The 13,779-nt window shown below is 55.4% G+C and carries 10 protein-coding genes; 6 read left to right on the forward strand and 4 right to left on the reverse strand.

The genetic code is table 11. The features are described from left to right. Positions 1-11: 11 nt before the first annotated feature. Together FHI25_RS08670 and FHI25_RS08675 are read right to left on the reverse strand one after the other, a co-directional pair. Complete coding sequence (locus tag FHI25_RS08670) at positions 12-1,955, reverse strand: 7TM-DISM domain-containing protein (RefSeq protein ID WP_210516852.1); 1,944 nt, start codon at positions 1,953-1,955, stop codon at positions 12-14. A 50-nt stretch (positions 1,956-2,005) separates the two neighbouring features. Continuing rightward, entirely contained in the window at positions 2,006-4,027 is a 2,022-nt protein-coding gene (locus FHI25_RS08675; protein WP_246879068.1) for a sensor histidine kinase, read from the reverse strand. Positions 4,028-4,284: 257 nt separating this feature from the next. Here FHI25_RS08675 and glmM point away from each other — a divergent pair, with 257 nt between their 5' ends. Genes glmM through FHI25_RS08695 form a run of 4 tightly spaced genes read left to right on the forward strand, consistent with a single transcriptional unit; the run spans position 4,285 to position 7,434 of the window. Then, positions 4,285-5,634: a phosphoglucosamine mutase gene (gene glmM / locus FHI25_RS08680; protein ID WP_210516856.1), complete on the forward strand. Its 1,350-nt coding sequence runs from the start codon at positions 4,285-4,287 to the stop codon at positions 5,632-5,634. Positions 5,635-5,683: 49 nt separating this feature from the next. Then, complete coding sequence (thiD, locus tag FHI25_RS08685; RefSeq protein ID WP_210516858.1) at positions 5,684-6,481, forward strand: bifunctional hydroxymethylpyrimidine kinase/phosphomethylpyrimidine kinase; 798 nt, start codon at positions 5,684-5,686, stop codon at positions 6,479-6,481. Positions 6,482-6,531: 50 nt separating this feature from the next. After that, complete coding sequence (locus tag FHI25_RS08690) at positions 6,532-7,074, forward strand: DinB family protein (protein ID WP_210516860.1); 543 nt, start codon at positions 6,532-6,534, stop codon at positions 7,072-7,074. 9 nt (positions 7,075-7,083) lie between these two features. Then, the gene (locus FHI25_RS08695; RefSeq protein WP_210516862.1) at positions 7,084-7,434 is read left to right on the forward strand and encodes a hypothetical protein; all 351 of its coding nucleotides are present in this window, start codon (positions 7,084-7,086) and stop codon (positions 7,432-7,434) included. 24 nt (positions 7,435-7,458) lie between these two features. Here the strand turns inward: FHI25_RS08695 and FHI25_RS08700 are convergent, their stop codons facing one another. Then, positions 7,459-8,334 (reverse strand): AEC family transporter, encoded by an 876-nt coding sequence (locus tag FHI25_RS08700; RefSeq protein WP_064790184.1) that lies wholly within the window; start codon positions 8,332-8,334, stop codon positions 7,459-7,461. Between the two features lie 203 nt (positions 8,335-8,537). Here FHI25_RS08700 and FHI25_RS08705 point away from each other — a divergent pair, with 203 nt between their 5' ends. Next, positions 8,538-9,173, forward strand: a complete 636-nt coding sequence (locus tag FHI25_RS08705) for an HAD family hydrolase (RefSeq protein ID WP_210516864.1) — start codon at positions 8,538-8,540, stop codon at positions 9,171-9,173. 23 nt (positions 9,174-9,196) lie between these two features. On the opposite strand, the gene FHI25_RS08710 is transcribed toward FHI25_RS08705, so the two are convergent. Further along, the gene (locus FHI25_RS08710; RefSeq protein WP_210516866.1) at positions 9,197-11,269 is read right to left on the reverse strand and encodes a glycosyltransferase family 41 protein; all 2,073 of its coding nucleotides are present in this window, start codon (positions 11,267-11,269) and stop codon (positions 9,197-9,199) included. A gap of 589 nt (positions 11,270-11,858) precedes the next feature. Here FHI25_RS08710 and ilvD point away from each other — a divergent pair. Next, on the forward strand, positions 11,859-13,712 hold the full coding sequence (gene ilvD, locus FHI25_RS08715) for a dihydroxy-acid dehydratase (protein WP_064780651.1): 1,854 nt from the start codon (positions 11,859-11,861) through the stop codon (positions 13,710-13,712). Positions 13,713-13,779 lie beyond the last annotated feature (67 nt).

Here is a 13,779-nt window from a genome sequence, read left to right on the forward strand (position 1 = left end):
AATACTTCCAGCTACTCGCACGGTAAAAGCAGACAAAGCTCGATGCTACGTGTGCTATTCCGGCGCAGGGTGAGCGATCCTCCATGGGCAACGACAATACGTTGAGAAATATGCAGCCCGAGTGCGCGCTGCAATGACTGGGATTCCATATCGCGCCTGAAAAGGGCATCGGAAATCATGACGATCTCCTCTTCATCAAGTTCTTCGCCACGGCAGGGGATGTTGATTTCGACCCGCATCTCGGAATGCCGGTGTGCATTTATGTGAATTGGTGCCCCGTGTGCAAAGCGGCGTGATGTTTCGACCAGATTCGTGATCGCAAGTCCCATCAAGGTTTCGTCGATAAAGATCTCGAGACCTGCGGTCCTGTTCAATACGGCCTGAACTTCAGCACCTTCGCGTGTGGTCTGGGCAACAAATTCCTGAAGAAAACGGTTGATCGGAACCGTCTTGCGCGCAAGTGACAGTTCCTGGGTATCAATACCGTCCTTGGTCAGGAAAATATCGACAAGACGCGCCAATTTCTGAGCCTGAAGTTGGATGCGGCGCAAGCGTTCAAGAACGTCATCCTTGTGGCTTGTAAGACGCAGCATCAGCATTTCCGATGATCGCTGGATAACCGCAAGCGGCGTTCGGAATTCGTGCGACAGCATCGAAATCAGTTTGCGTTGTTCCTCGACCAGCGAGGTGGTTTCTTCTGCCTTGCGCACGACAGTGACGCGTTCCTTGTCCATGCGGGACAACCGCACCGTCATGATGATGCCCATCCCGACAAGGTGGAACATCAAGGTGTAGCTGTGCAGCTCCAGACGCAATCTGGTCGCTTCGATCACCCCAGAAAGGGCAAGCTGGATCATGATTGCCGCCCCGGTCGGGAGCGCCAGAACCACAAGGAGCGCCCAGTAGCGCGGGTTGTGGGCATCCTCAAACGCACGTTTGATCAGAATTGCACACATGATGGCCATAAAGACTGAATGGCTTGGCACGATATAGGTGCCAAAGATTGTGTACAGATCGGTCGTGGCCCCGGCCGCAAAGGCCAGAACGAAAAAACCGTACGCGCAACATATCTTGTAGGCCAAAGGATACTTCTTTTGGGCGTCGATGATGTAGAGCCAAAGGAACACCGCCACGCCATAGGTAATGATGTTGGATGTTCCCAATAAAAAGTCATTAAGCCACGGTGTTTCCGGTCTTAGCTCGCTTAAGACCACGCCATTGACGACGGCCGCTGTGATACCGATTGCCACGACCCAGATGCTGTACAGAACGACCATCTGATCCCGCGCAATCAGACCAAGCGCCAGATAGGCCAACCCCAATGCTAGAACGAAGCCAAAGAAAACATTCGATGCCAGATCACGAAAGGACAGCGAGGAAACAAGGTCGGTTGCCGGCCAAAGTGTCACCCAGATCAGATTGGCGCTATTGCTTTGCGACCGGACATAAAGGCGATAATTACCCGGCTTCATCAGGGGCAGGGCGGCAATATGTGTTCGTCCGCCATATTGGCGCGCGCTGGCAGGTACATGATCGCCAAGACGGGTATGCCAGACCGGATCACCCAGTCCATCGGGAGTCAAAAATACATCAATAAAATTCAGATAGTTCGGGCCGATTTCAAGCAGGGCACGTTTCGTCATGTCATTGGTGATGGTGAGATCAAGCTGATGCCAGATCACATCGCGGGTATAACCAAAGGACGGTATGGCACTTGACCGCTGAAAGGCCGTATCTGGCAGAGCCTGGATTTCTTTAAGGCCAAGCTTGCGTGTGGTGTCGGCAAAGGACGCAACAAACCGGGTGATCTCAATCGGTTCTGTGACATTGCCCGGCAGAATCAAATGATCCTGATCACCCTCCGGCGTCACCGAAGGTTGCGCGTTTGCAATATGCCATGGCATCAAAACCATGGTTGCTATGAAGAGCAACGCCAATGCCGACGCTGCAGCCATGGCAGACCTAGAATGTGTCTTTGACGCAATGAAACGACGCGATCTGAGCGTCATGGCCGCTCCCCGTCATGTAACGTCTCGGTATAACCAAGTGGGAAGCCCGCCCTGCTTTCACTGTTCCTAAGCACCGTCATGTCGCGGTCATAAGGAAGTTTGATCAGGATTGTTGTCCCGCCTTCTTCACCGACGCTGATCGACAGGGACCCGTCATGGGCCTCGATAATGCGTTTGGTCAGATGCAAACCAAGCCCGACACCTTGGATTTTGACCGAATCCCGTCCGCGGTAAAAGGCGTTCAAAACATTCTGCAAATCGTCGGAGGCGATGCCCGGGCCCTCGTCGACAACCCGGATATAGACATAACCATTGGCCGCCCGTTCGGCTGAAATCCAGACGGCGGCACCCGGCGCATATTTTCGCGCATTCTCGATCAGGTTGATTAGCGCACGTTCCATCAGGATCCGGTCAATTTCGACGATCACCACGTCGCTTTGGATCAGGCTGATATTCTGACCGGGGACCTCACGTTGGCGCTGTGCAATCAAATCGCGCAGAAACGCATCGAAGGCAACCGCTTCCCGCGTGGTGGTGAATGTCGCGCTATCAAGGGTTTCCTTGGTCAGGAACGCATCGACAAGGCCCGAAAGCTGCCGGGCATTGGACTGGATCGTCGACAGCCGATTCAGAACGCTTTCAGGTTCCTTTTGCAAATGTAGTCCGAGGATTTCAGCAGAGCGCTGAATAATCGCAAGCGGGGTGCGGAATTCATGTGACAGCATGGTGATAAAGGTGCGCTGTTCACTGGCAAGCTGGTCGGCCCGCTGGCCGGATGCAAGGGCATCAACACGTCGGTTGATCACACCATAGGTGCGATAGGCCATGGCGATGGCCACCAGTACAAGCTGAATAAACGAACTGAGGGCAAAGATGCTTGTGGTAAATCCGTTGACCGGCAACCAACCGATCAGCAACAGCAAATGCGCCATCGCCCCGATGGTCGGAACACCAAGCGCGACCATCAAATAACTCATCTGGAATGTGTGCTTCTGGCGATATCCGCGATACATCAGATTGATCAGCAAAACCGCAAGCAGGAATATCTGTGGCCCGAAAAACACTTTGGCATACAGGATATACCAGTCCGATGTGGCGGTCAGAAAACCTGCCATCGCCAGAACCGAATACCCGACCATGATCCGAAACAGCGGTCGGTTCTCGCGATCAAGACGGGTCATATAGCTCCACATCATGATGCTTGTGCCAAGCGCAAACGCCGTTCCGGTTCCCGTCACGAAGTCCGAGGCCAGCGACCAGAACGGTTTGAAAATCAGTTGGGCGTAGCCCGTCACCCCGAACGAAATCAGAAACAGCGCGAAGATATAGCCCGAATACCAAAGAACGGAACGATCCCCCGACATCACGCCGAACGCGAAATAAATCCCGAATGCAAGAAGCAGAACACCAAGGGTTGCTCCCTTGATGAAGCTGTTGCTGCCCGATTTGGTGATCAGCGCAGTATCGGGCAGGAGTTCGGCCTCAAAGACATGGGCGCTGTTGGTATTGACCTCGATAACCAGCCAATACTCGCCAAGTGACAGTTTCGGCCATTCTGCAACGTGCGAAAGATTATGCTGGCCGCCCTTGGCTCTTGGAATTCGGTCGCCGAGGTGCTCCTGCCAGATGATCTGACGCGCGTCATTCGACAGGATGCTGATCTCGATATCATTCAGATACACCTGTCCGATATCGATAAAGGCGCTTCTTCCCGTTCGTCCGGGTTGATCAACGATTTTGACCAGCGCGCGATACCAGATGGTGCGGTCTGTATAGCCCGGACCGCGTGCCTCAAGGACAGAGGCGAATTCAGATTCGGCAATCGACGGGATTTTAAATGCGCTTTCCACTTTGCGGTCTGTCACCAAACGCGTCAGATAGCGGTTCAGATTGATAACTTCCGCAGGTCCGCTGGGTGGCAGGACGAGTGTTTTGGCAATCTCATGCGCAGCGATTTTGGGTCCGTAAACGGCAAAAATGCCGGACGCGGTCACAATCAACATCGCAAAAAGAAACATATTCAAGCGGATGCTGCGCAAAATTCCCCCGGTTTCAGCCCCTTCATCTTGTGATAGCGGGTTTTTGACCGAAGGTCATCGCTTTTATCCGAATATCGCCGTGTTTGCCTGTTAACGGATTGATTGCCAGTTTGGCACTAGAATAGGCGCTGAAATATGCCGATTGCCGGTGGCATTGCGCCGCTACTTTGATATAACCGGCAGTCAGAATGAATTGACCGGGCATAATGCCCGCAAAGCAAGCAGAGACACAGAATATGAGCCGCAAGTATTTTGGCACCGATGGCATTCGCGGAACTGCCAATACAGCGCCGATGACCGCAGAAGTCGCCCTGAAAGTCGGGATGGCTGCTGGCCATTATTTCACCCGTGGTGATCACCGCCACAAGGTCGTGATTGGCAAGGATACCCGACTGTCGGGCTACATGCTTGAACCGGCCCTTGTTGCCGGTTTTACCTCGATGGGGATGGATGTCATGCTGGTCGGTCCGATGCCGACCCCGGCGGTCGCCATGCTGACCAAATCGATGCGTGCTGATATCGGTGTGATGATCTCTGCCTCCCATAACCCGTTCCAGGATAACGGCATCAAGCTGTTTGGCCCGGATGGCTTCAAACTGTCGGACGAGGTCGAACTTGAAATCGAAGCCCTGATGGAAAGCGACCTTTCGGGCAAACTGGTACCTGCCAACGCGCTGGGCCGTGCCAAACGCATCGATGATGCGCCGGGCCGCTATATCGAGGCCGTCAAATCATCCCTGCCGGGCACGGTCACGCTTGAAGGTCTGCGCATCGTGCTTGATTGCGCCCATGGGGCCGGTTACTCCGTCGCGCCCAAGGTTCTGCGTGAACTTGGGGCCGACGTCATTGAAATCGGCACTAGCCCGAATGGTCTGAACATCAATGATCAGTGTGGTTCAACCTACACCAAAACCATGTGTGACCGGGTTCTGGCCGAAAAGGCCGATGTCGGGATCGCCCTTGATGGCGATGCTGACCGAGTTCAGATGTGTGATGAAAAAGGCCATCTGATCGATGGTGATCAGTTGATGGGCCTTGTCGTAACCCACTGGAAACGCACCGGTCAGCTGCGCGGCAACGCGCTGGTAGCGACTGTGATGTCGAACCTTGGTCTTGAACGTTATCTTGAAAGCAATGATGTCCGTCTGATCCGCACCAAGGTCGGGGACCGCTATGTTGTCGAACAGATGCGCGCCCTTGATTGCAATGTCGGCGGTGAACAGTCCGGCCATATCGTGCTGTCGGACTTCGCATCGACCGGCGATGGCCTGTTGGCAGCCCTTCAGGTGCTGGCCGTTCTTGCCAGCCGCGAGGGCCCGGTATCCGAACTGAGCCGTGTGTTTGAACCGCTGCCACAGATCCTTAAAAACGTTCGTTACAGTGCGGGTTCCGATCCGCTGGCACAAAGCAGCGTGATTGAAGCCATTTCCTCGGCCGAGCGCGCCTTTAACGGTGATGGTCGTATCCTGATCCGTAAATCTGGCACCGAGCCGCTGATCCGTGTCATGGCCGAAGGTGATGACGCGATTAAGGTCGAACAGATCGTTGATGGCATCGTTGCCGAAATCACCGCCGTTGCCGGTTAACCGGTCATTTTGACGAAAACCTGATATCTGCAGGATAAGGAAGGGTCGTATGAAGGGTCGTGTCTTGATTATTGCCGGGTCGGATTGTTCCGGTGGGGCCGGAATTCAGGCCGATATCAAATCGGTGACGGCTCTTGGTGGCTATGCTGCAACTGCGATAACGGCCCTCACGGTGCAAAACACCACCGGAGTCTTCGATGTTCTTGGCATCGATCCGGACATGATCGTTCATCAGGCCACCGTGACGATTGATGATATTGGCGCGGATGCGCTTAAAACCGGGATGCTGCATTCGGTCCCGGTCATTACCGCTGTGGCGGAATTTATCAAATCAAAGTCTGCTGGTATTCCGGTCGTTGTAGACCCGGTGATGGTATCGCAAAGCGGTTCGCGCCTGCTTCAGGAAGACGCGGTCGAGGCCCTTATCACCCATATGGTCCCGCTTGCCACCGTGCTGACACCAAATATTCCAGAGGCCGAAGTGTTATCAGGTATGAAAATCACCAGCGAAGCTGATATGATTGCTGCAGCGCACAAAATTGGTGATCTCGGTTGCGAGGCCGTCCTGATAAAAGGTGGTCACGCCGACGGGGACAAAATCGTCGATATCTTGTGGCGCCGGGATGGCGATATCGAAGGTTTCGAAGATACGCGCATTCCGTCCGAGAATAATCATGGTACGGGCTGCTCGCTTGCAAGTGCCATTGCAACCGGGCTGGCTCAGGGCATGGGATTAAGTGATTCCGTTGCCCGTGCGCGGGCATATGTCCGTGAAGCCATCCGAACCGCACCGGACTTTGGCAAAGGAAACGGTCCGCTAAACCATGCGCATCCTGTGACCGGTTGAATAATTCAACACGAATGTGACAGGGCGCTGAAAGTTGGGACACTTAAGCTATGCCGGGCACATCGTTTTTCCATCAGGCGCGTAACAACGCCTGGTCAAATCACCGTTTGTATGGAGCCTGTCAGAAATTGACAGATGGCGAGCTCGCCTCCAAACGAACGCCTTTTTCCGCCTCTATTCTTGAAACGCTGAACCATATCCTGACCAATGACTTGTATTATCTTGATGCGCTGGTCGATGGCAGGCGGGGTCGGGCATGCCTTGATACCGAAATGCCGTTCGGTGCCATCGATAAACTGGCCTCTGCCCAGCGTGATGCGGATATGCGCTTGATGGCGTATTGTGAACAGCTCAATGACAAGGATGCCATCCGGGCGGTCGAACTGGTCCGCGAAGACGGCAGCAAGACGCTTGAAACCGTGGCTGATATCCTGTCACATCTGTTTGTCTATCAAACCCATCAACGCGGGCAGGTGCATGCGCTTCTGGCCGTCACCGGTCAGGCACCACCAATCCTTGATGATTACCATCTTGAATATGATGCGCCGATGCCAAGTTTCGATTTTTCGGCCCTTGGTCGCAAAGGCGCATAAAGGATACCGATGAATACAAGAATGCTGCGCCGTGCGATTCTGGCTGGCGGGATCGCCGTTCTGGCCGTCGTCAGTTTCGGCAACCCGCACCGTCATGTTGCCGATCTTTTTTGGCCCGATGATGCCGCACCTTGGGAACATGTGACTGCGGTCTATGTCCCCGATATCAGTCAACCGACCCGGGTCAAGATATCCGAGGCGACCTTTGACGATCTCACGGCCTGCCGCGATCACGTCATGGAACAGGCGGCCGCGCAGGGCGACCCCAACCTTGAAAAGGGTCGCTTTGAATGCGCCATCGGATTTTATGCCGACAAGGATGATGGCACCGGCGGTGAATACCGCCTGATAGTCAAGTAATCAGTTGTCCTGTGCGGTCGAAGGCTACAGCACGTACCAAAGCAATGCGGGCAGGGCGATGGCAGCCAGGAAGCTTGAACTGATGACAACGCCAGCCACTTCTTCCGGCTCGCGGTTATAAAGCTGCGCAAACAGATAGCAGAACACCGCAACCGGCATCGAACATTGCAGGATCACAACCCCGCGTTCCATGCCGGTCAGTCCCATGACTTCCGACAGACCCAAACCAACCCCGAAGCCCATGCCCAGACGCAGCACACTCAGTGCCGTGCTGCGTGCAAGGCTGACCGGGCGCAGCTTCGCCAGCGACACACCAAGGGTAAACAGCATCAACGGAATGGTCAGTTGCCCGATCAGGTTGGTAGTGTTGTATAGCCATTCGGGCACCGGCGTTTCAGTGGCAAGAAAGCCCGTGGCAATCAGGGTTGCCGGAATGATCGGCATCTTGGCCAGCGACTTGATCGAAAAGCTGCCCGATACGAACGCAACCCCGATGGTCAGTTGGATCACGACATAGGCGGCAAAGAACGCCACCGAAAGCGCCAAGCCTTCCTGCCCATAGGCCAGCATACAAAGCGGCAAGCCAACATTGCCGACATTTGGCCATGTCAGTGATTGCAGATAAGTGCGCGGCGACAGGTTAAAGACCTTAAGCACCGGCCAGCCGATCAGGGCAAAGATCACATTGGCCGCAAGCGCGGCCGTTCCCATCAGAACCAGCGTATCACCGCCAAGCTCCACCGTCGCAAGGGCGGCAAAGGTCAGACAGGGTGTCGCGAAATAGGTGACAATGGATGTGACAAGGTTGGTGTCAAAATGTTTGCCAGCACGGGCCCAGAAATATCCCAGTCCGGTGGTGATGAAAACCGGGGCCAAAATCGCAAAAATATCGGCAAACATCAGACGCTTTTCCTTGATAGTTCTTTTATGGGGCGTGAACTTGAACCGAAATTGCACGTCCCCCGGTTGCTCTGCAAGTGAATAATGGTAATACCAATTTCTTTTCCGCACTGTGCAAAAGTCGGTTGTGGCTTGCGAAGACTTGCTTTTGCAAAGGCCTTTGCGCCATTGTTGGCCAAACTTGACCATGCAAAAGGCCTGTGATGAACGGCTCCATCCACGACACTGTCAAACGTCACCTGATTGATCCGGCGCCGCGCTTTCGCGATCAACGCAACCCGGTTCCGGCTGTCTTTCTGGATCGGGACGGGGTGATTAACGAGGAAGTCCACTACCTGTCAGACGTTGCCGATCTTAAACTGATCAACGGCACGGCAGAGGCGATCAAACGCCTCAATGACGCGGGCATCCCGGTGATTGTCGTCACCAACCAGTCCGGTGTGGCGCGGGGCTATCTCACCGAAGACCAGCTTTTTGAAATCCACAAGGCACTGGTTTCCATGCTGTCTGATCACAAGGCATCGGTGCAGGGCATCTATTATTCGCCCTATCATCCAAGCGGGCAGGGCGATTACCGCCGCGAAAGTACGTGCCGCAAACCAGAACCCGGCATGCTTCTGGCTGCAAGTGACGAGTTCGCCATCAACCTCTCGGAAAGCGTCCTGATCGGTGATCGCATCAACGATATCCGTGCCGGGCACGCGGCGGGCACAAAGGCCATCATGGTCAGAACCGGCCACGGCGCAAAGGAAGCCATCCTGCCCGAAGCCCAGGAAGCCGATTTTATTGCCGATGATCTGGCAATGGCGGTTGATCACATCCTCACAACGCGGCAATAGGGCGCGTTTCACGCCGTCCGTGTCTAACCGTTGCCAAGACAAAAGTTCTGCCACATCTCCCGACAGGCTTCTTCGAACTCGGCTGCGACAGCAGGTGCGTGGAAGGCACGGCTGCCCCGGATACGATCGCGCATGTTTTCGCGAATGCTGGCCAGCGCCTTAAGGTCGGATGCCAGCATGATGCACTTGTCGACATATCCCTTTTCGGTTTCGGCACACAGCGCGCCAAGCCCGATATCGCTCAAGACAGCAAGGCCAAGCCGAGATCCCGGCCGGTCATCGGCCAGTGACACGAACGGAATGCCAAACCACAGCATCTCGTAATAGTTTTCAAGGCTGATGGCCGGAAATGGCGCCAGGCCGATATCGATCTGGGCATAAAGGGCCGGTCGATCCTGGGGCTTTACCTTGCCCGCCAAATCAAGCCGGTCGCGCTTGATCCCGGCTTGCCGGGTGCGATCAAGGAACGTTTTGGCCGCATAGGAATCTTCAAGCACGTCATCCTGAATGACGATGCGACTGTTGCTGACCTTGTTTAATATCCGTGCAAAGCAGTTCAGTGTCTCGTTGCTGATATTGGCCAACCGATCAATGCAGCCAAACCGGATGATCTCTTCGCCGACGGCTGCTGGCAGTGGTGCCAATGGCAAGGCATCATCAAGCTCCGCCGGAAGGTAGGGGCCAAGTGCTAGCGGATAGGGACGCTCGGCAAACATCTTGTTTTCGGCAAGTCCGCCGCCAAACACATCCTTGTGCCCGATCAGGTAATCCATCTCGGCCATGCCGGTGGTGATCGCAGACAGGCTGGCTTGCACCGGGGCGGCCTTAAGGGCAAACACCTCAATCGGTTGCGTTGGATGAACGCCACAGACATCAATCAGGATATCGACCTTGTCCTTGCGAATGCGATCGGCAATCTGCATCGGGTCCTGGCCGCACACTTCGCGCCAGCCATCGGCCATCACCTGCCATTGCCGTGTGACGTCATCCGGGCGCGGGGTCGCGGAATACAGGAACAGCTCGATCTCATGCCGGTTCAGATGACGCGCAAGCGCACTCAAAAGGCTGGATGATGCATGCTTGCAAAAGAAAGGCGATAACCATCCGATGCGCAGCCGCTTGTCCGACTGTCGGGTATTGGCAAAGGCCGGCTTGGCGGCAATTGGCATATGATGCTTGGCCCATGCCTTGGCGGCCTTGCTATGTGTGGCTCCATCGGTTGTGCCAAGCTTCGCACGCGCCCGGATCAAAAGCGCATCCGCAGTGGCATTATCCGGCGATGTCTCAATCAGGGTATCAAGTGTCTTTATTGTGCTATCAAGGTCGCCACAGCGCAGCGTGATATCAGCCAGAACCAGATCAATTTCAACGGTGTCCTTGGTCAGGCGGCGCGCGGTCTTTAAAATCGCGATTGCCTTGGCATATTGGCCTTGATGGGCCAGTGACTGACCCAGCCCGCGCAAGCCCGGAACGTATTTTGCATCGATGCTCAGCGCCCGCTGATAAAGGTTCTGTGCCAGTTCCGGATACCCAAGACGCAGGAAGGCCGACCCCACCCGGCAAATCAGTTCCGGGGAAATACCTGCGGCCTCGGCGGCATGTTCAAGTGATTTAAGGGCGGCTTCTTCCTGCCCCAGATCATGCAAGGTCTGCCCGAAAAGCAGCAATCCTTCATAATGATTTGGCTTCAGGCCAAGCAACCGGCCCAAAAGATCCATCGCCTGACCCAAATGGCCGCGCGGAATTTCAAGCCGTGCCAGATGATAAAGGGCGGTGGGGAAATCCCCATGGTAACTCAATGCCTGCTTGAACTGATCAATCGCCTTGTCAACCTGCCCCGAACTTTCCAGCGCAATCGCATAGTTGCACCGGACCGCCGGGTTGGCGGCAAAACTCGTCAGGCAGTTTTCAAAAAGCTCAAGCGCCTCGCCATGGCGGCCAAGGCCGGTCAGAAGGGTGGCAAGAAGGTGCTCCGCCTCCGCATTGCCCGGTGACATGGCCAATGCCGCGCGATAGATTTTCTCGGCTTCTTCGGGGCGATTGCCCTCATGCGCAGTCAGTCCGCGACGCAACAGTGTCTTGAGTTGGTCGGACATGGGGTTGCGGATCTCCACCTGATGGTCTGGATAAGGGCCTCGGCCCAAGCAGTCTTGCCTGACATTAAAGGGTTCAGCCCGTCCTTTAAAGCATGCAGTTACCAGATCGCGGATTACCGCCTGAAATGCAGGTAAAAAAGAACCCCGAACCTTTATGAGGGTCCGGGGTCAGAATGGGAGTGGGAGAATCGCCTGGCGGCGATAATCCCTCATACGATATGTGTTGTTTGGTTAGAGGTCGCCTATGCAATGGAATAGTTTTCCGGGTATTTGGGATAGGTCGCATGGTCAATCGTCGCAAAATGTGTGAACTGGCTCACAAAATTGTACGCTGACACTGGTGGGTGGGCGTTTTCAAGCAAACTCTGAGGATAGAAAGCGCTGCCAAAAACGCGTTCGCAGTTCGCTGGCAAAGTGATGCGCGTGTAGCAATCGTACCGAATGACGGATTTTGGCGAAATTTTCGGGCAAAAAACTGTCAAAGCGCGCGAATACTATGCTAGAACGCACCTATATACAAAGGGCATCGGGGATGCTGACCCCGTGCCCGAAAGAAACGCCACCAGTGATTTAAAGAGAGGTTCCTTCCATGCCGGAATATCGGTCCCGTACAACAACACATGGCCGCAACATGGCTGGTGCGCGCGGCCTTTGGCGCGCCACTGGCATGAAAGACGAAGACTTCGACAAGCCGATCATTGCGGTCGTCAATAGTTTCACCCAGTTCGTGCCCGGTCACGTACACCTCAAAGACCTCGGTCAGATGGTCGCACGCGAGATCGAGGCATCCGGCGGTGTCGCCAAGGAATTCAACACCATTGCCGTTGATGATGGCATCGCGATGGGCCATGACGGCATGCTCTATAGCCTTCCGTCGCGTGAAATCATTGCTGATTCCGTCGAATATATGGTCAATGCCCATTGCGCCGATGCGATGGTCTGCATTTCCAACTGCGATAAGATCACCCCGGGCATGTTGATGGCTGCAATGCGCCTTAATGTCCCGTGCGTGTTCGTCTCCGGTGGCCCGATGGAGGCTGGCAAGGTCACCATCGAAGGCAAGGAACATCACCTTGATCTGGTCGATGCCATGGTGCAGGCGGCCGATCCGAACATCTCCGACGAGCAGGTCAAAACCGTTGAACGTTCGGCATGCCCGACTTGCGGCTCGTGCTCTGGCATGTTTACCGCCAACTCGATGAACTGCCTGGCGGAGGCACTTGGTCTCGCCCTTCCGGGCAATGGTTCTGTGCTGGCAACCCACGCCGCACGTCAGGAGCTGTTCCTTGAAGCGGCCCGTACCTCGGTCAAGCTGGCCCGTCGTTATTACGAAGAAGAAGACGAGGGCGCGACCCCGCGCGGTATCGCAACCTTCAAGGCATTTGAAAACGCCATGGCACTTGATATCGCCATGGGTGGGTCGACCAACACGGTTCTGCACCTGCTGGCGATCGCCAAGGAAGCCGAAGTCGACTTCACCATGACCGATATGGACCGCCTGTCGCGCAAGATCCCGTATCTGTCCAAGGTTGCCCCGAACCATCCGATGTTCCACATGGAAGACGTCCATCGTGCCGGTGGCATCATGCGAATTCTCGGCGAACTCGATCGTGCAGGTCTGCTGCATACCGATGTCTCGACCGTGCATTCCAAGACCATGGCCGACGCCCTTGAAAAGTGGGACATCAAACGCACCACTAACGAGGCGGTACACAAATTCTTCCGCGCCATGCCGGGTGGCATCCCGACCCAAACCGCGTTCAGTCAGGAACGTTATTGGGATGATCTTGATCTTGATGAAAAAGAAGGCTGCATTCGTGATGTCGCCCATGCCTATAGTCAGGATGGCGGTCTTGCCGTTCTGTTTGGCAACTTGGCGGCCAATGGCTGCGTGGTCAAAACCGGCGGTGTCGATGAAAGCATCCTGAAATTCACCGGCCCGGCCGTCATCTGTGAAAGCCAGGACGAAGCCGTTGCCAAGGTTCTCGGTGGCGAGGTCAAGGAAGGCGACGTTGTCGTCATCCGTTACGAAGGGCCCAAAGGTGGTCCGGGCATGCAGGAAATGCTGTATCCGACCAGCTATCTGAAATCGATGGGGCTGGGCAAGGCCTGCGCACTGGTCACCGATGGTCGTTTCTCTGGCGGGACGTCTGGCCTGTCGATCGGTCACGTATCCCCCGAAGCAGCCGCTGGTGGTGACATCGCGCTGGTCGAACCGGGTGACATGATCGAAATCGACATCCCGAACCGTTCGATCCGTATCGCGGTCGATGACGCGGTGCTGGCCGCCCGCCGTCAGGCGATGGAGGCCAAGGGCCCCGAAGCATGGCGTCCGGCCAAACCGCGCAAGCGCAAGGTCTCAACCGCCCTTCGTGCCTATGCCGCCATGGCAACCAGTGCCGATCAGGGTGCGGTGCGTGACGTTACACAGGTCGAATTCTGATCTGCGGACAGTCGCAAGATAACAAATAAAAAGGGCGCCGTTTGGCGCCCTTTTTTCATGATCGGGT

This window comes from Thalassospira sp. ER-Se-21-Dark (assembly GCF_017922435.1).
GTDB lineage: Bacteria > Pseudomonadota > Alphaproteobacteria > Rhodospirillales > Thalassospiraceae > Thalassospira.